The following is a 22,574-nucleotide window of genomic DNA, read 5'->3' as shown; positions in this document are numbered from 1 at the left end:
CGTACCGGCCGGTAACCCGGGTCAGGCCGACGGTGCCACCGGCCCGCCCAGCGCTACGTCGTCGACCCGGATGTTGATCTCGTCGACCCGCAGCCCGTACGCCTCGACCGCCGACGTCACCGCGACCCGGACCGCGTCGGTCACCTCGGGCACCGGCCGGCCGCCACCGATCACGAGGACCAGGTTGACCACGGCCGCGCCGTCGGTGACGTGCGCCGAGCAGCCGCGCCGGGCGTCGCCGACCTGGTCCAGCCCGACCCGGTCCAGCACGGCGTTGAAGAAGCGGGCCACGTCGCCGCCGAGCTCGGCCACCCCGGGCACCGACTTCGCGGCGGCCACCGCGATCTTCTCCACCACCTCGTCGGAGACGTGCGTCGCACCGCCCGCCACCGCGTTCGGCAGCACCGACAGCTCCTGGGTCTCGTCAGCCATGCTCTCCCACCGGGTTCGTCCGGCCCCACGCGCGCCGTGCGGCGGTGCGAGCGTACTAGGCGGGTGTGCTCCGCAGTGGACCCGTCAGGCGCCGAGCTGGGCCAGCAGCTCGCCGGCCGCCGCGTACGGGTCGATGGCGCCCTCGGCCACCTTGGCCGCGAGGGTCGGCAGCTGCGTACCGTCGCGCAGGGAGCCGATCCGGTCCCGCAGGGTGCCCAGCGCGATGGCCTCGATCTCGGCGGCGGCCCGCGCCTCCCGGCGGCGGCGCAGCTCGCCGTGGCGCTCCAGCCAGTCGCGGTGCTTGTCGATCGCGGCCGCGATGTCGTCGATGCCCTCGCCGCGGGCGGCGATCGAGCGGACCACCTGCGGCCGCCACTCGCCCGGCCCCCGCTCGCCCAGGGCGATCATGCCCTGGATGTCGCGCACGGTGGCGTCGGCGCCGTCCCGGTCGGCCTTGTTGACCACGAAGACGTCGGCGATCTCCAGGATGCCGGCCTTCACCGCCTGGATGGCGTCGCCCATGCCGGGGGCCAGCAGCACCAGCGTGGTGTCGGCCAGTGAGGCCACCTCGACCTCGGCCTGGCCGACGCCGACGGTCTCCACCAGCACCACGTCGCAGCCGGCGCCCTCCAGCACCCGCACCGCCTGCGGCGTGGCCGCGGAGAGCCCGCCGAGGTGGCCCCGGCTGGACATCGAGCGGATGTAGACGCCCGGGTCGGTGGCGTGGTCCTGCATCCGGACCCGGTCACCGAGGATCGCCCCGCCGGTGAACGGGCTGGACGGGTCGATGGCCAGCACGCCCACCCGGTGGCCGCGCGCCCGCAGCGCCCGGACCAGCTCGTTCGTGGTGGTCGACTTGCCCACGCCCGGCGAGCCGGTCAGGCCGACCACCTGGGCGTGCCCGGCGTAGGGAGCGAGGGCCGCCGCGACCTGCGGCAGCACCTCGTCGCCGGACTCGACCAGGGTGATCAGCCGGGCCACCGCGCGGGGGTCGCCCGCGCGGGCCCGCTCGACCAGCAGGGGTACGTCCCGGCTGCGGCGCACCGAGCCGGTGGCCGCCGCCGGGACGTTCTGGGCACTCACTGAGTCACCTCTGTTCGCGACTGCGGGGCTCGCAAACCCGGCTCACTCCTCGCGCTCACCGACACGGTCAGCTCTCGGCGCCGTTCGGGACGTGGATGATCAGCGCGTCGCCCTGGCCGCCGCCGCCGCAGAGCGCGGCCGCGCCGGTGCCGCCGCCCCGCCGCTTGAGCTCCAGCGCCAGGGTGAGCACCAGCCGGGCGCCGGACATGCCGATCGGGTGGCCGAGCGCGATGGCGCCGCCGTTGACGTTCACCTTGTCGGTGCTGACGCCGAGGTCCCGCGCGGACTGGATGCCGACCTGGGCGAACGCCTCGTTGATCTCGATGAGGTCGAGGTCGGCGACGGCCAGGCCGGCCTTCTTCAGCGCGTGGTTGATGGCGTTCGACGGCTGCGAGTGCAGCGAGTTGTCCGGGCCGGCCACGTTGCCGTGCGCGCCGATCTCGGCCAGCCAGGTGAGCCCCAGCTCCTTGGCCTTGGCCTTGCTCATCACGACCACCGCGGCGGCGCCGTCGGAGATCGGCGAGGAGCTGCCGGCCGTGATGGTGCCGTCCTTGGTGAACGCGGGGCGGAGCTTGCCCAGCGACTCCGCCGTGGTGTCCGGGCGGATGCCCTCGTCCTCGCTGATCACCAGCGGGTCGCCCTTGCGCTGCGGGATGATCACCGGGGTGATCTCGTCGGCGAAGTGGCCGTTCTTCTGGGCGGCGGCGGCGCGCTGGTGGCTGGCCGCGGCGAAGGCGTCCTGCTCCTCGCGGGTGATGCCGTGCTTCGCCCCGAGGCGCTCGGTGGACTCGCCCATGGAGCAGCAGTCCCAGGCGTCGGTGAGGCCGTCCAGGGCCATGTGGTCCTTGACCGTCACGTCGCCGTACTTGTAGCCGGAGCGCTGGCCGAGCAGCAGGTGCGGGGCATTGGTCATGGACTCCATGCCGCCGGCCACCACGATGTCGAACTCGCCGGCCCGGATGAGCTGGTCGGCCAGGGCGATGGCGTCCAGGCCGGAGAGGCAGACCTTGTTGATGGTCAGCGCCGGGGTGGACATGGGGATGCCCGCCTCGACGGCGGCCTGGCGGGCCGGGATCTGGCCCGCGCCGGCCTGGAGCACCTGCCCCATGATCACGTACTGGACCTGGTCCGGGGCCACGCCGGCGCGCTCCAGCGCCGCCTTGATCGCGACGCCGCCGAGCTTCGTCGCGGAGAGGTCCTTGAGGTTGCCCAGCAGGCGCCCCATGGGGGTCCGCGCGCCGCTGACGATCACCGAAGCCATGCCTGCCTCCGAGGGGGTGCCGACCTGTAACGCCTTAACGATTGTTAGGACGCACCATATCTGCCGGGAACCGCGACGGTACGGTGACCCCGAGCACGTTCGCAACGCGCTCCAGGTCACGACGGTCGATGGCTGACCGCCGGGCCGCGCGTTCAGTCCCGGCGCGGGCGGCGCCGGCGCGGCGGCACCGGGCCCCGGGGTGACGACGCCGGCGACGGGTGGGCCCCCCGGGCGGCCACCTCGATCCGCGGGGTCCGGTCCGGCGGGAGGTGCCCCCGCTCGGCGACCACCACCACGTCGACCGTGCCGTCGAGCATCATCTGCCTGACCTCGCCCCACGGTGCGGTGGTGACGATCCCGAGGAGGTCGTACCGGCATCGCCTCGTGTGGTCCAGGCAGGCCATGAGGTGGGGTTCGATCGGGCCGACGTGGGAGGGGATCCAGATGGCGGCGACGGGGCGTGACAGTGAACTCACCATCGGTACTCTTCACCGTGTGCAAGTTGCAGATCAACCTTGCTCCGTCCGGGTTCGCATATGCCGAACGATCGATGAACCGGCCTGACCGCCGTGCGGCGACCGCAGGTGGTCGTCGAGGCGGCTCTCCACCTCCTTGAGACGGCTCTCCGCGTCGTTGACCGCGTCCCGCAGCGTCCCGCTCCCGTTCGGGTGCAGCTCGGTCTCGATCCGCCGCAACCGCTCCGGCACACCCGGGACGGCGTCGTGGCCCGGCCTGGCGGGCACCCCGTACCAGTCCTGCCGGAACTCCTCGTTCTGCCGGGCCAGGCGGCGCAGCGGCCGGCTCACCGTCACGGCCAGGGTCAGCGCGCTGAGAATCGCGCCCAGCACGACGCCGGCCGCCGCCCACTGCTCCAGCGTCATGCCGACCACTCCTCCCGGGATCGTGCTGGTGGGGTGCCCGTTCGAATCGTGCTCCCCACCTGCTCGGCGGGGCATCGTCCGTCCGGGACGACCATCGGGCGCGGCCGGCCGCCGGCTCGGGTGTACGGCGGAGGTCCGCCGGAGGACCTCGATCGGGGTGGCCCGTTCGGCGGAGGCGTGAGATTGCCAACCTGTACGCCTGAACGATTGTTCGGCCAGACTGGCGCCATGGCTGAGAACTCCCCCGTCGAGCCCGCTGCCGACCACACCACCGACATCGGCCTGCGCCGCATCGACCACGTCGGGATCGCCGTGGCGGACCTGGACGCCGCGATCGACTTCTACCAGCGCACCTTCGGCATGCGCTGCGTGCACACCGAGACCAACGAGGAGCAGGGCGTACGCGAGGCGATGCTGGCCGTCGGGCCGACCGCCGAGGGCGGCTGCGTGCAACTGCTCGCCCCGCTGTCGCCGTCCTCGACGATCGCCAAGTTCCTGGACCGCAACGGGCCGGGCGTGCAGCAGGTCGCGTACACGGTGACCGACATCGACGCGGCCTGCGCGGCGCTGCGCGAGCGCGGCGTTCGGCTGCTCTACGAGAAGCCGAAGCGGGGCACCGCCGACTCGCGGATCAACTTCGTCCACCCGAAGGACGCCGGCGGCGTCCTCGTCGAGCTGGTCGAGCCGGCCGCCACCGGTCACTGAGCTGCGCCAAGGGGTCCCGGCCGGGGCGGCCGGGACCCCTTCCTACTTCCTGGGACACCGCGCGGCACTGCGCGGTTTCACGTTCCCACGGACACCTCCACGCATCGGCGGATGCAGTTTTTCACAGAGGACTTCCGGCCCTAGCTACCGTTCAGTAACGTCCCGCCCCACAGGAGCGCGACCGGTGCCGGATGTGTCGATTGCCGACATGGCGGTCCCGTCGCACCGGCGCCGACGATGGCAGCACCCCTGCCCGCCCGGTGCGGGTGCGCAACGAACGGGAGGTCACCGTGCAGGACATCCTTGAAGCGATCATGGCGGCGGAGGGCTCCGCGCAGCCGGAGCGGGAACTCGCCGGCCTCGCCGGCCTGCCGGTACCGGAGACCTACCGGGGCGTGGTGGTCCGCGCCGAGGACACCCGGATGTTCGACGGCATGGCCACCCGGGACAAGGACCCGCGCAAGGCGCTGCACGTCCAGGAGGTGCCCACCCCCGAGCTGGGCCCCGGCGAGGCGCTCGTCGCGGTGATGGCCAGCGCCATCAACTACAACACCGTGTGGACCAGCATCTTCGAGCCGCTGCCCACCTTCAAGTTCCTCCAGCGCTACGGCCGGCTCTCCGAGCTGACCCGCCGGCACGACCTGCCGTACCACGTGGTCGGGTCGGACGCGGCCGGCGTGGTGCTGCGGACCGGGCCCGGGGTGACCCGCTGGAAGGCGGGCGACGAGGTGGTCGCGCACTGCCTCTCCGTGGAGCTGGAGGACGCCGCCGGCCACGACGACACCATGCTCGACCCGCAGCAGCGGATCTGGGGCTTCGAGACCAACTTCGGCGGCCTGGCCGAGCTGGCCGTGGTCAAGGCCAACCAGCTCATGCCGAAGCCGCGCCACCTGAGCTGGGAGGAGGCGGCCAGCCCCGGGCTGGTCAACTCCACGGCGTACCGGCAGCTCGTGTCCCACCACGGGGCGAACATGAAGCAGGGCGACGTGGTGCTGATCTGGGGCGCCTCCGGCGGCCTCGGCGGCTACGCCACCCAGATGGCGCTGAACGGCGGGGCCATCCCGGTCTGCGTGGTCTCCTCGCCGGAGAAGGCCGAGCTGTGCCGGAAGATGGGCGCCGAGCTGGTCATCGACCGCACCGCCGAGGGCTTCCGGTTCTGGAAGGACGAGGAGACCCAGGACCAGGACGAGTGGCGCCGGTTCGGGGAGCGGATCCGCGAGCTGACCGGCGGCGAGGACCCGGACATCGTCTTCGAGCACCCGGGCCGGGAGACCTTCGGCGCCAGCGTCTACGTCGCCAAGAAGGGCGGCACCATCGTCACCTGCGCCTCCACGAGCGGCTACCTGCACCAGTACGACAACCGCTACCTGTGGATGCACCTCAAGCGGATCGTCGGCAGCCACTTCGCCAACTACCACGAGGCGTGGCAGGCCAACCGGCTGGTGGCGCTCGGCAAGGTGCACCCGACCGTGTCGAAGACCTACCCGCTGGAGCAGACCGGCCAGGCCGCGTACGAGGTGCACCGCAACGCGCACCAGGGCAAGGTCGGCGTGCGCTGCCTCGCGCCCGCCGACGGCCTCGGCGTGCGGGACACCGAGCTGCGGGCGCGGCACGAAACCGCGATCAACCGGTTCCGCGGGCACTGACCGCCGGCATTGCCTTTCGGGTAAGCCGGAACACCATTTGATTGCTGTCCGACAAAGGGTCGCGGGCATCCGCCCGCGGCCCTTTTCACGCCCTCCACTCGGGGTCGCCCGACGCGCCCGGGACCTGCCAAGATCGCCGGTTGGTCCGGTCCCGTCGCGCGGTCGAAGTTGACCATGTAAACAGGACACGAAAGGTCCGCACCGCACTTGCGAAGCACCCTGGGGCGTCTGCGAGTATGTCCCAATGCCCCAGCAGCAGTCCCCTCTTGCGTTCTTCGATAACGCGAACTCACAGCCCGATTTCACGGTTGGCCTGCGCGGTTACAACACCAACCAGGTCGACGACTTCATCGGCCGGCTGACCGCCGCCCTGAGCCAGTCCGAACAGGCCCGCGCCGAGGCCGAGCAGCGCATGAACGACGCGCAGCGCCGGCTGCGCCAGGCCGAGCAGCGCCAGGGCGCGCTCGAGCAGAAGCTCACCGAGACCAACAAGCAGCTCGAGGAGAACAGCCGGCCGACCCTCTCCGGCCTGGGCACCCGGGTCGAGCAGATCCTCCGGCTGGCCGAGGAGCAGGCCAACGACCACCGCAACGAGGCCAAGCGCGAGTCGGAGGGCATCCTCTCCGCCGCCCGCCTCGAGGCGCGGGAGATCACCGACAAGGCACGCGCCGAGGCGGCCGCCATGAAGGCCACCGCCGAGCGCGAGGCCGGCAGCGTCCGCACCGCCGCCGAGCGGGAGGCCGCCGAGGTGCGCGTGCAGGCCCGCCGCGAGGCCGACACCCTGCGCGCCGACGCCGACCGGGAGACCAAGCAGCTGCGCACGGTCACCGCGCACGAGGTGGCCGAGCTGAAGTCCACGGTCGAGCGTGAGGTCGCCACCCTGCGCGCCACCGCCGAGCGGGAGATCACCCAGCAGCGGGCGAAGGCCGCCCGGGAGGCCGAGGAGAAGCGGGCCGAGGCCACCAAGCTGCTCACCGACGCGCGGGACAAGCGCGACAAGGACCTCCAGGCCCTGGAGCTCCAGCTCGCCGAGCGGCGCGAGAAGGCCGAGCGCGAGGAGTCCGAGCGGCACGCCGCCCAGGTCGCGCAGACCCAGAAGCTGGTCAGCGAGGCCGAGCAGCGGGCCCGGGCCGCCCAGGAACGGGCCAAGGAGATCGAGCAGCGGGCCGAGGCCCGCCGGGTCGAGTCCGAGCGCACCGCCACCGACACGGTGGAGAAGGCCAAGGCGCTGTCCGAGAAGACGGTGTCCGAGGCGCGCGCCGAGGCGCAGCGCCTGCTCAGCGAGGCCCGCACCGAGGCCGAGCTGACCACGCAGGCGGCCCGCCGCGAGGTCGAGGACCTCACCCGGCAGAAGGACGCGGTCACCTCGCAGCTCGGGCAGATGCTCTCCGGTCTCGCCGGCATCGTGCCGGGCGTGCCGGCGGCGGGCGCCAACAAGCCGGAGGCGCCCAAGGCCGGCGGCTCCGAGCAGAAGGTCACGGCCGAGTCGGCCGGCTGAACAACCACCCGCGGGGCATGAGCCACGGCGCGGGGTGACACCGGGTGACCGGTGTCGCCCCGCGCCGTCACGCTTTCCCGGCCGTTTCGCCTGTTCAGTGAAGTGCACCTCCCAACCGGGGCGTCCGTATCGCCCCAGCAGGGCCGGATGCGTGTGAGGATGGGGGCATGTCGCACGGCGAGGAACTGTTCGCCCTCGGCGGGGACGTGACCACGGAGCCCAGCTTCGAGTCCGCTCTGCGGGGGTACGACAAACGACAGGTCGACCGCTACGTCGCTCGTGCGGAGCACGAGATCTCGGCGCTGACAACCGAGCGGGAACAGGCGTACACCCAGATCCACAAGCTGGCCGGCCAGGTCGAGGTGCTGCAACGCGACCTCGCCCAGGTGCGCAAGCAGGTGGGCGTGGTGGACCGGGCCTCGTTCCGGCACCTCGGTCCCCGGGTCGAGCAGATCCTCGCCATGGCCGAGGAGCAGGCCGACGAGATCCTGGCCGCCGCCAACGAGGAGATCGAGGCCCGGCGCGCGGCCGCCGAACACATCATCGAAGAGGCCCGCGAGCAGGCCGCCCAGGCCCTCAAGGACTTCGAGATCGCCCTCGCCGCCCGCCGGGCCGAGGAGGAGCGGCACACGGCCGCCCGCAAGGCCGAGGCGGAGTCCACCCTCAAGGCCGCCCGGGACGAGGCCGAGAAGCTGCGGAAGAACGCCCAGGACGCGCTGGCCAAGGCGCAGCAGGAGGCCACCCAGCTCCGGGACACCGCCAAGGAGATCCACGCCCGCGCCCAGCAGGAGTCCAGCCGGCTGCGCGAGACGGCGAAGGAGGCGCTGGCCAAGGCCCAGCAGGAGGCCACCCAGCTGCGCGAGGCGGCCAAGGAGGTGCACGCCAAGGCCCAGCAGGAGGCCAAGCGGCTCACCGAGTCCGCCGCCGAGGCCGGCCGGGCCACCCACGCCAAGGCGCTCGCCGAGGCCAAGAAGATCGTCGACGACGCGGAAGAGGCCGCGAAGGTCACCCGCGGCCGGGCCCGCACCGAGGCCAACCGGCTCACCACCGAGGCCGCCGAGGCGGGCAAGCGCAACCGCGCCGAGGTCGAGGCGTACGTGCAGCGGATGCGCAGCGAGACCGAGGCGTACGTCCAGCAGGCCCGGGCCCAGACCCAGCAGGAGCTGGGCGCCTGGCGGGCCGGCGTGGAGAAGGAGGTCAACGCCCGGCGGGAGACGGCGGACAAGGAGCTGGCCCAGCGCCGGGCCACCGCCGAGCAGGAGTTCGCCAAGCGCCGCGACGAGCTGGACAAGCAGCACACCAAGCGGAAGGACGAGCTGGAGAAGGCGTACACGGCCCGCCGCGCGGAGATCGAGCAGGGCGCCGCGGAACTCCGGCAGGCGGCCGAGCAGGACGCGCTCACCATGCGCCGGCGGGCCGAGGAGGAGGCCGCCGAGCTGCTGCGCCGGGCCGAGGCGGACGCCGCCGACAAGCGCCGCAAGGCCGACGAGCACGTGGCCGCCTCGCGCCGGCAGTTCGAGGAGTACGCGGCCACCACCCAGCAGCACCTGGCCACCACCCAGCAGCACCTCGCCGCGACCCAGCAGGAGGTGGCCGCGGGCCGGCAGCAACTCGCCCAGGTGATGCTGGAGATCGCCAACGCCCAGCAGGAGCTCGCCGACCTGCGTACCGAGACCTGGAAGTCCCGGCAGGAGTCCGACGACCTCCAGCGCCGGATCGCCGAACTGCGCACCGAGGCCGGGCCGGCCGGCCTCGCCGCCACCCCCGTCGACCCGGCCGAGCTGGCCACCGCGGCCGGCGGCGAGACGGGTGGCGCACGGTCGGGTGACACGCCGGCGGGTGACCGGGCACCGAAGGGTGACCGGGCTCCGGTGTCCGTCAACGCCAAGGGCACCGCGACGGTCTCGCCCAACGGCACCGCCCCCGCACCGGCCGCGGAGGCCGGAGAGCCGGCGGCGGACGCCGCGAAGGCCCGGCCGGTCGCCGAGCCGGTGACCACCGTGGACGGCGCTGGCGCCGGCGCCGGCGTGGACGGCGAGCCGACCGTGGCCGCCGTGCCCGGTGAGGGCGGCCGGGGCGCCACCCCCACGAAGATCACCAGCACCGGCGAGAACGGCAAGCGCCCGACCAAGCCGACCACCGACGAGCGCAGCGCCAAGCCGAGCACCGTCACCGTCGACAAGGACTGACCGCCGCCCGGGGCACGGGTGGCGGGAAGTGGCGGAGGGGATGGTCGGAGCGGTCGTCTACCGCTAGCCTGCGGGCAGAAGGGCTGCGCCGTCGAGAACCCGTCCGGTGCTCACGGTCCGCCGCAGGGGCGCTCCGCCGGGCCGGAGCGGGAGCCGGGGAGGCACGGTGTCGCAGGAGGGATCCGCCGCCCCGGACGACGACCCGCTTGACGCGTTGCGCCCCGAACCCGATCCTCACGACGCGGGCGCCACGTCCCGCCGCACCGACGCCCAGGGCCCGCCCGACAGCCCAGGACGGGCCGACAGCGCAGGACGGGCCGACAGCGCAGGACCGGTCGCCGGCGGCGAACCCGGCGGCGAGCCCGCGTTGGTCGAGGTCGGCGTGGAGACCGAGCCGGCCGAGTTCGAGCCGAGCGGGCGGTTCGGCGTACCGGGCCGGCCGCTGCGGCGCAGCAGCTTCCTGGTCGGCTTCACGGGGGCGCTCGGCGTGCTGCTGGCGTACGCGGCCTTCCTGGGCGTGCGGAACTCGGCCGGCATCCTGGTGCTGGTGGTGATCGCGCTCTTCCTCGCCGTCGGCCTGCACCCGGCGGTGGTGAGGTTGCGGCGCTGGGGGCTGCCGCACGGGCTCGCGGTGGCCGTGGTGACGCTCACCGTGCTGCTGCTGATCGTCGGCGGGCTGCTCGCCCTGGTGCCGCCCGTGGTGACCCAGTCCGGGCAGTTCATCGAGCACCTTCCCGGCTACGTCGACGACCTGCGCCGCAACCCCACGGTCAACGACCTCGTCGAGCGCTACGACGTGATGCAGCGCGTCCAGTCGGCGGCGAACGCGGACACCATCGGCCGCGCCCTCGGCGGGGTGCTCGGCGGGGCGCAGCTCATCTTCGGCACCATCTTCCGGGCGCTGACCGTGCTGGTGCTGACGATCTACTTCCTGGCCTACTTCAACAAGCTGCGCGACCTCGGGTACGCGCTGGTGCCCCGGTCCCGCCGGGAGCGGGTACGCCTCATCGGCGACGAGATCCTCACCCGGGTCGGCGCGTACATGGTCGGGGCGCTGACCATCGCGGTGCTGGCCGGGGCGAGCACCTTCGTGTTCGCCCTGGTGGTCGGGCTGCCGTACCCCTTCGCCCTGGCCGTGGTGGTCGCGGTGACCGACCTGATCCCGCAGATCGGGGCGACCCTGGGCGCCGTGGTGGTGACCCTGGTCGGCCTCGCCACCGACCTGCCGGTCGGCATCGCCTGCCTGGGCTTCTTCCTGGTCTACCAGCAGGTGGAGAACTACCTGATCTACCCGAAGATCATGCGGCGGGCGGTCTCGGTCAACGAGGTGGCGGCCCTGCTCGCCGCCCTGCTCGGGGTGTCGCTGCTGGGCGTGGTCGGCGCGCTGATCGCCATCCCCACGGTGGCCGCGCTCCAACTCATCCTGCGCGAGGTGGTGCTGCCCCGGCAGGAATCCCGCTGACGCCTCAGCCGGCGCGGCGCTGCTCCGGCCCGGCCACCGGGGTGTCGGCGAAGGCGGCCACCGTCCGATCGGCGTACGCGCTGGCGTCGCCGGTCTCCATGGGGCCGTCCCAGGTGGTCGGCAGCGGGACCGGCACGGCCGGGTTCACCCGGCTGACGATCTCGTTGAGCACCGTCTCCGCGTCGCCGACCCAGAGGTGCTTGGCGCCGGGCACCCCGACCACCTCGGCCTGCGGCACCGCGGCGAAGCGCTGCCGGGCCTCCTCCGGGCGCAGGTAGTCGTCGAACTCGGGGACCAGGGCGGTGAGCGGCCGGCCGGACTCCGCCCAGACGGTCAGGTCCTCGGGCTGGGAGAAGCGCAGCGGCGGGGAGAGCAGGATGGCTCCGGCCACCGCCGGGTCGCAGCCGTACTTGAGCACCAGGTCGGTGCCGAACGACCAGCCGACCAGCCAGATGTTCGGCAGCTCGTGGAACTCGGCGTACTCGATGGCGGCGGCCACGTCGAAGCGCTCGCCGACCGCCGCGTCGAAGGTCCCTTCGCTGGTGCCGCGGACGCTGCTGGTGCCCCGGGTGTTGAAGCGGAGCACGGCCAGGTCGGCCAGCGCGGGCAGCCGCCAGGCCGCCTTGCGGAACACGTGGCTGTCCATCATCCCGCCGTGGGTGGGCAGCGGGTGCAGACAGACCAGGGTGCCGACCGGCTCCCGGTCCAGCGGCCGGGCCAGCTCGCCGACCAGCGTCAGCCCGTCGGCGGTGTGCAGCTCGATGTCCTCCCGGCGGCCGGGCAGGATCGACGACGCACGGATCCGTGTGCTCACGGTCCCAGTCTCCCGCGCCGCCGCCCGCGCCGCCCGCCGGGGCGGAAACAGCGTGATCCAGGTCGCTCAGCCGTGGCGGGGGGCGCCGCGGCCGCGCTGGAGGTTCGGCGCGCGCCGGTCCCGGGCCCGCCAGCAGCCGCTGTGCCAGTGCCGGCGGTCGGTCAGGTCGCCCCGCTCGTCGGCCGGCCAGGCCACCACGTGCGCCACTCCGGGGCGGATCTCCTGGTCGCAGCCGGGGCACCGGTACGTCTTGACCGACGCCCCGCCGGTGATCCCGCGGACCTGCCAGTCGCCGTCGCGCCACTGCTGGACGGTCGGCACGCCCTGGCGCGCCCGCTCGGAGTCCAGGTGGGTGGTGTCGTCCCGGCGGGGACGGTTGCGACGGGGGCTCACGGTCACCAAGCGTACGGTCCGCCGGCCGGGCCGGCCCGGGTCGGGCGGCCCGGCCGGCGGAGCTCACTTCCAGGTCTCCGGGTCGGTCAGGTCCGTCGCCACCTGCGCCCCGGCCAGCAGGACCGTCGCGTCCGCCTCGGTGAAGCCCTTGTCCAATCCGCCGAAGGTGGCGATCAGGTGCGCCTTCGGGATGCCGAGCAGCTCCAGCCTGGTGCCGTCGGGATAGAGGTACGCCGACCGGCCGTCGACGGTCCGGTTGCCCTCGGTCCGGACGCCCGCGAGCTGGCTGGCGTAAGCGAAGCTCACCCGCATCGTCGCGTCCTCCCCGCGCCCGAGGACGAACCGCGCGTTCAGCCCGCCCGGGAACGCGGAGACGTCCACGTCGCAGGTCAGCACCGTCGCCCCGGGCGGCAGCGTGGTGAGCCGCAACGGGCCGGGGCACCGTCTCGCCTGGTTCCACCGCAGCGCGTCAACCGCCCGTCGGAGCGCCGCTTGGTCCCGGCCGGCGGTGCTCGCCCGGGCGTACAGGCCGTCGACCGGCCGCCACGAGAGGATCACTCCACCGGTCTGGCCGGGCACCTCGCGGACGGTGCCGTCGAAGGGCAGCGGCTCCTCCACCGCATCGAAGGTGAAGCCCTCGACGCCGCCCCGGCTCAGCAGGTCGCGGGAGCGGCTCACCTCGACCAGGACGGGCCGCCCGCTTCCCACCGTGAACCGCACGGATTCCACCTCGTCCCGCCGGACTCCCCAACCGAGGTAGCGGGCACGGGCGGGGTCGACTCCGAAGTGCAGAACCCGCGCGTCGGTGGCCACCCGGCTCGGGTCGGCGGTCGCGCCCGGGACGCCGCCGGCGAGCGGCGGCACCGGCGAGGCGGCGGTCGGAGTGGCCGCGCCCCAGGGCAGCCGCCCGGACAGCCCGCCGAGGTCCGTGCCGCCCACCCCGACGAAGCCGAGCACCCCGACCAGGGCCAGGGCGGTGCCGGTGGCGGTCCGGCGGCGCACCTGCCGGCGCCGGCCGAGCGCGCGGGAGTTCCGCAGCAGGCGGTGGGTGTCCGTCTCCCCCTCGGCGTGCTCCCGCAGCACCGAGGCGATCCGCTGGTCGAGGTCGGTCACGGCCGGCTCCCCTTGGTCGTCGGGACGCCGCAGCGCTCCCGGAGGTGGGCGAGCGCCCGCATCGCGTGGGTGCGGACGGTGACCGGCGAGCAGTCGAGGATCTGGGCGATCGTCGCGTCGTCCAGGTCCTCGTAGTAGCGCAGCACCAGCACGGCGCGCTGGCGGTCGGGGAGGGCGCGGATCAGCCGCCACATCTCGTCCCGGTCGGCCGCCTCGCCGCCGAGGTCACCGCGCTCGGGGCGCTCCGTGAAGGTGTCCACGGCAAGCTCCCGGCTGGACCGCCGGCGCCACCACGACGTGTTGGCGTTGACCAGCATCCGCCGCACGTACACGTCGGGCCGGTCGGCCCGGGCGATCTTCCGCCAGTGCACGTACGCGCGGGCCAGCACGTCCTGGGTCAGGTCCTCGGCGCGATGCGCGTCGCCGGTCAGCAGCCGGGCCAGGCGCAACAGGGCCGGGCCGCGGCTGCCGACGTACTCCTCGAAGGTCACGCCCTGAAGACGCCGTCACGGGCGCCCGGTGTTGACCCGGATCAGCGCTTCGTGTGGTCGCGGAAGCCGCGGCCGCTCTTGCGGCCGAGGTAGCCGGCGGTGACCAGGTGCTCCAGCAGCGGCGCGGGGGCGAAGCCCGGCTCGCGCAGCTCCAGGTAGAGCTCGCGCTGGATGGCCAGCGAGACGTCCAGGCCGACCACGTCGAGCAGCTCGAACGGGCCCATCGGGTAACCGCAGCCGAGCTTCATGGCGTAGTCGATGTCGTCGGCCGTCGAGTAGCTGGCCTCCAGCATCTTCACCGCGTCGTTCAGGTACGGGAAGAGCAGCGCGTTGACGATGAAGCCGGACCGGTCGCCGCAGACCACGCCGGTCTTGCCCAGCGCCGCGCACACCGCCCGGGCCGTCGCGCTGGTCTCCGCCGAGGTGCGGATGGTCTGCACGATCTCCACCAGCGGCATGATCGGCGCCGGGTTGAAGAAGTGCAGGCCGATCACGTCGGCGGGCCGCTGGGTGGCCATGGCCACGTCGATCACCGGCAGCGACGAGGTGGTGGTGGCCAGCACGACGCCCGGCTTGCAGATCTCGTCGAGGCTGGCGAACAGGGCCTTCTTGACGCTCAGCTCCTCGACCACCGCCTCGACCACCAGGTCGACGTCGGCCAGGTGGTCCAGGGTGGCCGACCAGGTGACCCGGCCGAGCGCGGCGTCCCGGTCCTCCTCGCTCAGCTTGCCCCGCACCACGCCCTTGTTCAGCGAGGTCTTGACCGCCTCGCAGACCTTGGCGGACTTCTCCGCGCCCCGGGTCACCGAGATGACCTCGTAGCCGGCCTTGGCGAAGACCTCGATGATGCCGGTGGCCATGGTCCCGGAGCCGACGATGCCGACCTTGGCGATCGCCCGGGTGCCGTCGGCGAGCGCGCCGCCCGTGGTCACCGGGGTGTGCTCGTCGGGTACGACCACCGGGGAGCCCGGCCGCTCGTAGGTGTAGAAGCCGCGGCCGGACTTCCGGCCGAGCAGGCCGGCCGTGACCATCTGCTTGATCAGCGGCACCGGGGCGTGCCGGCGGTCGCGGCCGCCGCGCCGGTACATGGTGTCCAGGATCTCGTACGCGGTGTCGAGGCCGATCAGGTCCATGAGCGCGAGCGGGCCCATGGGCAGGCCGCAGCCGAGCTTCATGGCGGCGTCGATGTCCTCGCGGGTGGCGTAGCGGGACTCGAGCATGCTGACCGCGTGGTTCAGGTAGCCGAAGAGCAGCGCGTTGGCGATGAACCCGGCCCGGTCGCTGATGGTGACGTCGACCTTGCCGAGCCGCTCGCAGAGCGCCTCCACGTCGGCTACCACGTCGGCGGAGGTGACCACGGTGCGGACCACCTCGACCAGCTTCATGACCGGCGCCGGGTTGAAGAAGTGGATGCCGATGACCTGGTTCGGCCGGGTGGTGGCGACCGAGATCTCGGTGACGCTCAGCGAGGAGGTGTTGGTGGCCAGGATCGCCTCGGGCTTGCAGACCCGGTCCAGCTCGGCGAAGATCCGCTGCTTCAGGTCCAACTGCTCGGGCACCGCCTCGATCACGAGGTCCACCGAGTGCAGGGCGTCCAGCCCGACCTGCCAGTCCACCCGGGCCAGCAGCGCGTCGCGGTCGGCCTCGGCGAGCTTGCCCTTGGCGACCGCCCGGTCGGTGGAGCCGGTGAGGGTGGCCCGGCCACGCTCCACGGCGGCCGCGGAGATCTCGACGGCCACCACGTCGATGCCGTTGCGGGCGAACACCTCGACGATGCCGGCACCCATCGTGCCCAGACCCACCACACCCACACTGGTGAACTCGCGCGCCACGACCGGCCTCCCCTTGGTCGACTCCGCCGGCATTGAACGGCGGCTAAGGTTATGCGCCGGAGTCTGCCACGTGACGCTGGGTTGTCGAGACACCGTGGGATATTTCACGCACCGCGCCGGTCAGACCCCCGTGGGCACCCCCGCGAGCGCCAGCAGCTCGGCCACGAACTCGGCCGGCCGCTCCAGGTGCGGGCTGTGCCCGCAGCCGGGCAGCACCACCTCCCGGTACGTCCCGCCGGCCGCCGCGTACGCGTTGAGGACCGCCCGGGTCTGGCCGACCATCGGCTGCGGCGGGCAGTCCGCCTCCCCGGGCCAGCCGGGCACCACGCCGAGCGACCCGAGGTACGCCAGGTCGAACAGCGAGGTGTCCGAGACGATCACGTCGGCGTCGCCGCGTACCCAGGTCACCGGCGGCTTGGCCGGGACGGCGACCAGCTCGTCGGCGAGCCGGAAGTGGGCCGGCGCCAGGGCGTTGAGCACCCCGCGCTCCCCCGCCGCGGTGCCCGGCCAGTGCGCCGAGGCGACCGCCGCGCCGGGGTAGTTGTGGTCCCCCGTGGCGGTGGTCAGCATGCTCTCCAGCAGCAGTTCCTCGTCCCCGCCGAGTGACGCCGGGTCGGCCACGTACGCCGAACGCAGCACGTTGCGCGGGCTGGTCGGGCCGTCGGCGCCCCGGTCCCGCGCGGCCAGCCGGGCCACGAAGTCGGGGTTCGCGGTGCCCGCGCCGGTGCCGGCGAAGTCGGGCGTGGTGGGGGTGCCGTCGAGGTCCCGGGTCCCGCCGAAGCCGTACGGGGAGACCGGCGCCTCCAGCAGCAGCCCGGCCACCCGGTCGGGGCGGTCGACCAGCAGCCGCATCGCCACCCCGCCGCCGAGCGAGTGCCCCACGACCACCGGCCGGGCGCCGGGGGCGAACAGGCCGGGGGCGTCGAGCAGCGTGGCCACGTCGTCGGCGAAGTCGCCGAGGCCGCGGGTGGCGTCGACCGGGGCGGTGTCGGTCTCGCCGTATCCGCGCAGGTCGGGCGCGACCACCCGGAGCGTCTCCGGCAGCCGGGACAGCAGTGGCTCCCAGAACGCGGCGGACGACACGTTGCCGTGCACCAGCAGCACCGGCACGCCGTCCGGCGGGCCGGCCACCCGGACCGCCTGGGTGATGCCGTTGGCGTGGACGGTGTGTCGCTCGCTCCGCATCCGCGCATGCTGGCACGGCCGTCCGCGACCGGTCCATGTGGGCGGCCCCCATCCGGCGTCGCCGGAGGGTGTGGCGGAACTCCGGGTCAGCGGTGCGCCTCGACCGCCAGGGGCAGCGTGCCGCGCGCCTCCACCGGGGTGCGCGGCGCCGGTGGGACGGGCAGGGGCAGGGTGGGCCGCTGGTCGCGGCGCGGCTGCCCGAAGCTCATCCCGACCGGGTCGGTGCGGGCCACGCCCGGGTCGAAGAGGCGCAGGTCGGTGCGGCCGAGCCGGATGACGTCGCCGTCGGCGAGCGGGACGCTGCCGGCGATCCGCTGGTCGTTGAGCCAGGTGCCGTTGGTCGAGCCGAGGTCGGTGAGCACCACCCCGTCGGGGGTGGCCTGGACCGTGGCGTGCCGGCGGCTCAGGTGCGGGTCGGCCAGCACGATGTCGGCGCTCGGCGCCCGGCCGACCAGCTGTGGATCCCGACCGACCCGGAAACTCAGCCCCCGCATCGCCCCGCCCGACACCGTCAGCAGCGGCATCAGTTCCGGATGCTCCTCCATGGACAGTCGACCTCCACCCCACCGTCGCTCCGCGGCGTCAGCCTGCCACCTCACGGTAATCGCTCCCACCCCCGCGTGGTCACCCCCGTGACCCCGGCCGGCCATGTCCTGTTCAACGTTTCGGCGGGCGCCGCCAGTTCAATCGGCGGCACGTCCGTCGATCCCGCCGGGCCCGCGCAGCGCCGACCTGGGCAGAGTACGGGCCACGCGGGACCTACCGGTGAGTAACGCTCGGGTCTAGACTTCGGCCATGACGGCTGTGCGTGTCCCGGGGACCCCGCTCATCGAGGACAGTCGACTGGTGTCGACCAGCCCGGCGACCGGCGAGGAGGCCGGCCGGCTCCCGGTGGCGACCGAGGCGGACGTACGGGCCGCGGTGGAGCGGGCCCGCGCCGCCGGCGACTGGTGGGCCGGGCTGGGCTTCGCCGGCCGGCGCGACCGGCTGCTGCGCTGGCGCGGCGTGCTCGCCCGCCGGATGGAGGAGCTGGCCGACCTGGTGCACACCGAGGGCGGCAAGCCGGTCGGTGACGCCGTGGTGGAGATCCTCACCGCGCTGGAGCACATCGACTGGGCCGCGCGCAACGCGCGCCGGGTGCTCGGGCCGCGCCGGGTCCGCTCCCGGCTGATCCTCGCCGAGTTCACCGGCCACCTCGAATACCAGCCGTACGGGGTGGTCGGCGTGATCGGCCCCTGGAACTACCCCGTCTTCACCCCCATCGGCTCCGCCGCGTACGCCCTGGCCGCCGGGAACGCGGTGGTGTTCAAGCCCAGCGAGTACACGCCGGCCGTCGGCCAGTGGCTGGTGGACCGGTTCGCCGAGGTGGTGCCGGAGCAGCCCGTCTTCCAGGCGGTGCACGGGCTCGGCGACGTGGGGGCGGCGCTGTGCCGCTCCGGCGTGGCCAAGCTGGCCTTCACCGGCTCGACCGCCACGGCCAAGAAGGTCATGGCCGCCTGCGCCGAGACGCTCACCCCGGTGCTGCTGGAGGCGGGCGGCAAGGACGCCATGATCGTGGACAGCGACGCCGACCTCGACGCCGCCGCCGAGGCGTGCGTCTGGGGCGCGCTGACCAACGCCGGCCAGACCTGCATCGGCATCGAGCGGGTCTACGCGGTCGACCAGGTCTTCGACGCCTTCGTCGACAAGGTGGTGACGAAGGCCGGCCGGCTCACCGTCGGCCCCGACGGCGCCGACATCGGCCCGATCACCATGCCGTCCCAGGTCGACGTCATCCGCCGGCACATCGACGACGCGGTGGCCCGCGGCGGCCGGCCGGTGCTCGGCGGCCCCGACGCGGTCCAGCCGCCGTACGTGCACCCCACCGTGCTGGTCGACGTGCCCGAGGACTCGGCCGCGGTGCGCGAGGAGACCTTCGGGCCGACGCTGACCGTCAACCGGGTCCGCGACGTGGACGAGGCCGTCGAGCGGGCCAACGCCCTGTCGTACGGCCTCGGTGGTTCGGTCTTCGGCCGCAAACGGGCCGTGGCCGTCGCGCGGCGCCTGCGCTCCGGGATGGCCTCGGTCAACTCGACGCTGACCTTCGCCGGCATGTCCACGCTGCCGTTCGGCGGTGTCGGCGACTCCGGCTTCGGCCGCATCCACGGCGAGGACGGGCTCCGCGAGTTCGGCCGGGCCAAGTCGGTCACCCGCCGCCGGGCCCGGTCCCTGCTGCCCTCGATGACCTTCGAGCGCACGCCGGCCGACGTCGCCCGCCTGGTCAAGGCCGCAAAGCTGATGTACGGCCGCGGCCGCTGACGACCCCGGCCCGCCGGCTCAGAACAGGGTCAGCTCGTCGCGCTCGATGCCGCGCAGCCGGTCGTAGTCGACCACCACGCAGCGGATGCCACGGTCGGTGGCCAGCACCCGGGCCTGCGGCTTGATCTCCTGCGCCGCGAACACCCCGGTGACCGGGGCGAGCAGCGGATCGCGGTTCATCAGCTCCAGGTAGCGGGTGAGCTGCTCGACGCCGTCGATCTCGCCGCGCCGCTTCACCTCGACCGCCACGGCGCCCTGGTTGGCGTCCCGGCAGAGCAGGTCGACCGGGCCGATCGCCGTCATGTACTCCCGCCGCACCAGCGTGAAGCCCTCGCCGAGGGTTTCCGGGTTCGCGGCCAGCAACTCCTGGAGGTGCGCCTCGACGCCGTCCTTGCGCAGGCCCGGGTCGACGCCCAGCTCGTACGAGGTGTCCTGGAAGACCTCCTCCAGGGTGATGCGCAGCTCCTCGCCGGCCTTGTTGACCACCCGCCACACGCCGGGTGCCTCCTCCAGCCGGCACGGCGGGCTCATCCAGTTCAACGGCTTGTACGCCCGGTCGTCGGCGTGGATCGACACCGACCCGTCCGCCTTCACCATGAGCAACCGGGTGGCCGGCGGCAGGTGTGCCGAGAGCCGTCCGACGTAGTCCACCGAGCACTTCGCAATCACCAACCGCACCCGACGAGGGTAGCGGAGCACCCGGCAGTCGCCGACGAGCGCCACTGGCGAACCGGTGCGATATTGAGATCGTGCTCGAAGTCCTCACGGGTTCCGGCCTCGCCGCCTCGGCGGGCCTGAACGCCTACATCCCCCTCCTGCTGATGGGTCTGCTCGCCCGCTACACCGACCTCATGGAGCTGCCGAGCGGCTGGCAGTGGTTGGGCAACGGGTGGGTCCTGCTGATCCTCGCCGTGCTGCTCGCCGTCGAGGTGGTGGCCGACAAGGTGCCGGTGGTCGACCACGTCAACGACGTGGTGCAGACCGTCGTCCGGCCGACCGCCGGCGGGCTGGCCTTCGGCGCCGGCTCCACCTCGGAGACGGTCACGGTCAGCGACCCGGACACCTTCTTCTCCTCACACCAGTGGGTGCCCGTGGTGGTCGGCGTGCTCATCGCGCTCGGCGTGCACCTGCTCAAGTCGGCGGCCCGGCCGGTCATCAACGCGACCACGGCGGGGTTCGGCGCCCCGGTGGCCAGCACCGCCGAGGACGCGACCAGCGCGGTCATGTCGGTGGTGGCGATCCTGCTGCCGGTGCTGGTGCTGGCGTTCCTGGTCCTGCTCGTGGCGTTCTTCTTCTGGTTCCTGCGGCGGCGTCGTGATCGGCGTCGTGAACGCCAGGCCGCCCGGGCCGCGAGGTTCCGGGTCTAGACGCCGAAGGCCGGCACCCCGTGGTTCGGGGTGCCGGCCTTCGTGTCGTTGTGTCAGCTGAGGCGTGGTTGCGTATCCCCTGCCCCGCGCGGCGGTGAGGAGGGGGCACTCGACAGCGTGACCCCGGGGCGGATCTGCGGTCGAAGACCGGACGAATGCCTACATTTGTGGCTGACGTTCAGAGGAGGGCCGGAGAGATGACCGCGTCCATGGAGATGCCCCGGGTCCAGGAGTGCGCCGTCAGGTCCTGCGCCTACAACCACACCAACGACTGCCACGCCTTCGCGATCACGATCGGCAGCAGCGACCACGCGCACTGCCACACCTTCATCGAGCTGCCCGTGCGCGGCGGCGTCGAGCAGACGCTCGCCCAGGTGGGCGCCTGCCAGCGGGCGGACTGTCGGCACAACTCCGACCTGGAGTGTCACGCCCCGGCGATCACCGTGGGCCCGGACATGGACCTGGCGGACTGCCAGACCTACGCCAGCCGCTGAGCGGGGTCGGGCCCGCCGGAGGCGGGCCCGACCCGGGAAAGCGCGGGACTACTTCAGGACAGGCCGTTGGCCTCGCGGATCACGGTGACCAGGTCGTCGATGATGCCGGTCAGCGCGAAGTCCTTCGGCGTGAACACCCGGGCCACCCCGGCGGCCCGGAGCGCGTCCGCGTCGACCGCCGGGATGATGCCGCCGACCACCACGGGCAGGTCGGCCCGCCCGGCGGCGCGCAGCCCGTCCAGCACGGCCGGCACGGCGGCCAGGTGCGAGCCGGAGAGCACGGAGAGGCCGACCAGGTCGACGTCCTCCTCCACGGCCGCCGCCACGATCTGCCCGGCGGTCAGCCGGATGCCCTGGTAGACCACCTCGAAGCCGGCGTCGCGGGCGCGTACCGCGATCTGCTCGGCGCCGTTGGAGTGCCCGTCCAGGCCGGGCTTGCCGACGAGCAGTCGCAGCCGGCCGCTGCCCAGCTCGCGGGCGGTGGCGGCGACCCGCTCCCGGACCGCGCCCAGGCCGGCGTCGCCGCCGGCGCCGGCCGCGCCGGCAAGGCCCGTGGGCGCCCGGTACTCGCCGAACACCTGGCGCAGCGCGCCGGCCCACTCGCCGGTGGTCACGCCGGCCCGCACGCACTCCAGCGTCGCCGGCATGAGGTTCTGCGTGGTCGCGGCGGCCGCGCGCAGCCGGGCGAGTGCCGCGTCCACGGCCGCCGCGTCCCGGCCGGCCCGCCACTCGCGTACGGCGGTGGTGGCGGCCGCCTCGACGGCGGGGTCGACCTGCTCGATGGCCTCGGCGCCGGCCGCGGTCAGCGGCGACGCCTCGGTCTCGGTGAACCGGTTGACGCCGACCACCACGTCGGTGCCGGCCTCCATCCGCCGGCGCCGGTCGGCCAGCGAGGCGACCAGGGCGCTCTTGAGGTAGCCGGTCTCCACGGCGGCCACCACGCCGCCCATCTCCAGCACCTTCTCCAACTCGACGCGGGCCCCGGCGACGATGTCGTCGACCAGCGCGGTCATCACGTGCGAGCCGTCGAAGAGGTCCGGATATTCGAGCAGGTCCGACTCGTACGCGAGCACCTGCTGCATGCGCAGCGACCACTGCTGGTCCCAGGGGCGGGGCAGGCCGAGCGCCTCGTTCCAGGCGGGCAGTTGCACGGCGCGGGCCCGGGCGTCCCGGGACAGCGTGACGCCGAGCATCTCCAGCACGATGCGCTGGATGTTGTTCTCCGGCTGCGCCTCGGTGAGGCCCAGCGAGTTGACCTGGACGCCGTACCGGAAGCGGCGCTGCTTCGGGTTCTCCACGCCGTACCGGTCGCGGGTGATCTCGTCCCAGAGGGCGCCGAACGCGCGCATCTTGGCGATCTCCTCGACGAAGCGCACCCCGGCGTTGACGAAGAAGGAGATCCGCTGGACCACGTCGCCCATCCGCTCGGC

General features: G+C 73.4%; 22 protein-coding genes. 8 read left to right on the top strand and 14 right to left on the bottom strand.

Features of this window, described 5'->3' with window-relative positions; genetic code table 11:
* Positions 1 to 21: 21 nt before the first annotated feature.
* The 5 genes from FXF50_RS21185 to FXF50_RS21165 form a co-directional block, all read right to left on the bottom strand.
* A complete protein-coding gene (locus FXF50_RS21185; RefSeq protein ID WP_148430503.1) occupies positions 22 to 432 on the bottom strand; it encodes an Asp23/Gls24 family envelope stress response protein in 411 nt (136 codons plus the stop codon).
* A gap of 84 nt (positions 433 to 516) precedes the next feature.
* Entirely contained in the window at positions 517 to 1,515 is a 999-nt protein-coding gene (meaB, locus tag FXF50_RS21180; RefSeq protein ID WP_148430501.1) for a methylmalonyl Co-A mutase-associated GTPase MeaB, read from the bottom strand.
* Between the two features lie 67 nt (positions 1,516 to 1,582).
* Positions 1,583 to 2,776 (bottom strand): acetyl-CoA C-acetyltransferase, encoded by a 1,194-nt coding sequence (locus FXF50_RS21175; RefSeq protein WP_148430499.1) that lies wholly within the window; start codon positions 2,774 to 2,776, stop codon positions 1,583 to 1,585.
* Positions 2,777 to 2,928: 152 nt separating this feature from the next.
* Positions 2,929 to 3,252 carry a hypothetical protein gene (locus tag FXF50_RS21170; RefSeq protein ID WP_148430497.1) on the bottom strand — a complete coding sequence of 108 codons (324 nt, stop codon included), beginning with the start codon at positions 3,250 to 3,252 and terminating at the stop codon, positions 2,929 to 2,931.
* Positions 3,253 to 3,285: 33 nt separating this feature from the next.
* Positions 3,286 to 3,657, bottom strand: a complete 372-nt coding sequence (locus FXF50_RS21165) for a hypothetical protein (protein WP_148430495.1) — start codon at positions 3,655 to 3,657, stop codon at positions 3,286 to 3,288.
* Between the two features lie 228 nt (positions 3,658 to 3,885).
* Here FXF50_RS21165 and mce point away from each other — a divergent pair, with 228 nt between their 5' ends.
* From mce to FXF50_RS21140, 5 genes are all read left to right on the top strand, one after another.
* A complete protein-coding gene (mce, locus tag FXF50_RS21160) occupies positions 3,886 to 4,362 on the top strand; it encodes a methylmalonyl-CoA epimerase (RefSeq protein ID WP_148430493.1) in 477 nt (158 codons plus the stop codon).
* 290 nt (positions 4,363 to 4,652) lie between these two features.
* Positions 4,653 to 6,008, top strand: coding sequence for a crotonyl-CoA carboxylase/reductase (gene ccrA, locus FXF50_RS21155; RefSeq protein ID WP_148430491.1), 1,356 nt, complete (start codon positions 4,653 to 4,655; stop codon positions 6,006 to 6,008).
* A gap of 244 nt (positions 6,009 to 6,252) precedes the next feature.
* Positions 6,253 to 7,506: a DivIVA domain-containing protein gene (locus FXF50_RS21150; protein WP_148430489.1), complete on the top strand. Its 1,254-nt coding sequence runs from the start codon at positions 6,253 to 6,255 to the stop codon at positions 7,504 to 7,506.
* Between the two features lie 167 nt (positions 7,507 to 7,673).
* A complete protein-coding gene (locus FXF50_RS21145; protein WP_148430487.1) occupies positions 7,674 to 9,695 on the top strand; it encodes a hypothetical protein in 2,022 nt (673 codons plus the stop codon).
* Between the two features lie 367 nt (positions 9,696 to 10,062).
* Complete coding sequence (locus FXF50_RS21140; protein ID WP_148430761.1) at positions 10,063 to 11,157, top strand: AI-2E family transporter; 1,095 nt, start codon at positions 10,063 to 10,065, stop codon at positions 11,155 to 11,157.
* A gap of 4 nt (positions 11,158 to 11,161) precedes the next feature.
* Here FXF50_RS21140 and FXF50_RS21135 read toward each other — a convergent pair whose 3' ends face one another.
* From FXF50_RS21135 to FXF50_RS21105, 7 genes are all read right to left on the bottom strand, one after another.
* Positions 11,162 to 11,971, bottom strand: coding sequence for an alpha/beta hydrolase (locus FXF50_RS21135; RefSeq protein WP_091318800.1), 810 nt, complete (start codon positions 11,969 to 11,971; stop codon positions 11,162 to 11,164).
* 66 nt (positions 11,972 to 12,037) lie between these two features.
* Entirely contained in the window at positions 12,038 to 12,364 is a 327-nt protein-coding gene (locus FXF50_RS21130) for a hypothetical protein (protein WP_255510133.1), read from the bottom strand.
* A gap of 63 nt (positions 12,365 to 12,427) precedes the next feature.
* Positions 12,428 to 13,477 (bottom strand): hypothetical protein, encoded by a 1,050-nt coding sequence (locus FXF50_RS21125; protein WP_148430483.1) that lies wholly within the window; start codon positions 13,475 to 13,477, stop codon positions 12,428 to 12,430.
* The gene (locus tag FXF50_RS21120; RefSeq protein WP_148430481.1) at positions 13,474 to 13,968 is read right to left on the bottom strand and encodes a SigE family RNA polymerase sigma factor; all 495 of its coding nucleotides are present in this window, start codon (positions 13,966 to 13,968) and stop codon (positions 13,474 to 13,476) included. The genes FXF50_RS21125 and FXF50_RS21120 overlap by 4 nt, the downstream gene beginning before the upstream one ends.
* Before the next feature lie 41 nt (positions 13,969 to 14,009).
* Entirely contained in the window at positions 14,010 to 15,800 is a 1,791-nt protein-coding gene (locus FXF50_RS21115; protein ID WP_148430479.1) for a 3-hydroxyacyl-CoA dehydrogenase family protein, read from the bottom strand.
* 120 nt (positions 15,801 to 15,920) lie between these two features.
* Positions 15,921 to 16,985, bottom strand: coding sequence for an alpha/beta hydrolase (locus tag FXF50_RS21110; RefSeq protein ID WP_148430477.1), 1,065 nt, complete (start codon positions 16,983 to 16,985; stop codon positions 15,921 to 15,923).
* An 86-nt stretch (positions 16,986 to 17,071) separates the two neighbouring features.
* On the bottom strand, positions 17,072 to 17,530 hold the full coding sequence (locus FXF50_RS21105) for an FHA domain-containing protein (RefSeq protein ID WP_148430475.1): 459 nt from the start codon (positions 17,528 to 17,530) through the stop codon (positions 17,072 to 17,074).
* 250 nt (positions 17,531 to 17,780) lie between these two features.
* On the opposite strand from FXF50_RS21105, the gene FXF50_RS21100 reads away from it, so the two are divergent.
* The gene (locus tag FXF50_RS21100; RefSeq protein WP_148430474.1) at positions 17,781 to 19,283 is read left to right on the top strand and encodes an aldehyde dehydrogenase family protein; all 1,503 of its coding nucleotides are present in this window, start codon (positions 17,781 to 17,783) and stop codon (positions 19,281 to 19,283) included.
* A gap of 18 nt (positions 19,284 to 19,301) precedes the next feature.
* Here the strand turns inward: FXF50_RS21100 and nucS are convergent, their stop codons facing one another.
* Complete coding sequence (gene nucS / locus FXF50_RS21095) at positions 19,302 to 19,961, bottom strand: endonuclease NucS (protein ID WP_148430472.1); 660 nt, start codon at positions 19,959 to 19,961, stop codon at positions 19,302 to 19,304.
* A 71-nt stretch (positions 19,962 to 20,032) separates the two neighbouring features.
* Between nucS and FXF50_RS21090 the strand changes: the two genes are divergently transcribed.
* Both FXF50_RS21090 and FXF50_RS21085 read left to right on the top strand, forming a co-directional pair.
* A complete protein-coding gene (locus tag FXF50_RS21090; protein WP_148430470.1) occupies positions 20,033 to 20,650 on the top strand; it encodes a DUF4126 domain-containing protein in 618 nt (205 codons plus the stop codon).
* A gap of 197 nt (positions 20,651 to 20,847) precedes the next feature.
* The gene (locus tag FXF50_RS21085) at positions 20,848 to 21,144 is read left to right on the top strand and encodes a DUF1540 domain-containing protein (protein ID WP_148430467.1); all 297 of its coding nucleotides are present in this window, start codon (positions 20,848 to 20,850) and stop codon (positions 21,142 to 21,144) included.
* Positions 21,145 to 21,197: 53 nt separating this feature from the next.
* Here FXF50_RS21085 and FXF50_RS21080 read toward each other — a convergent pair.
* A partial coding sequence (locus FXF50_RS21080; protein WP_148430465.1) for a methylmalonyl-CoA mutase family protein occupies positions 21,198 to 22,574 on the bottom strand: 1,377 nt, incomplete at its 5' end.

This window comes from Micromonospora sp. AP08 (assembly GCF_008085935.1).
Lineage (GTDB): Bacteria > Actinomycetota > Actinomycetes > Mycobacteriales > Micromonosporaceae > Micromonospora > Micromonospora chersina.
Note: the sequence above shows the minus strand (reverse complement) of the source record. Positions and strands in the feature narration are given on the sequence as shown.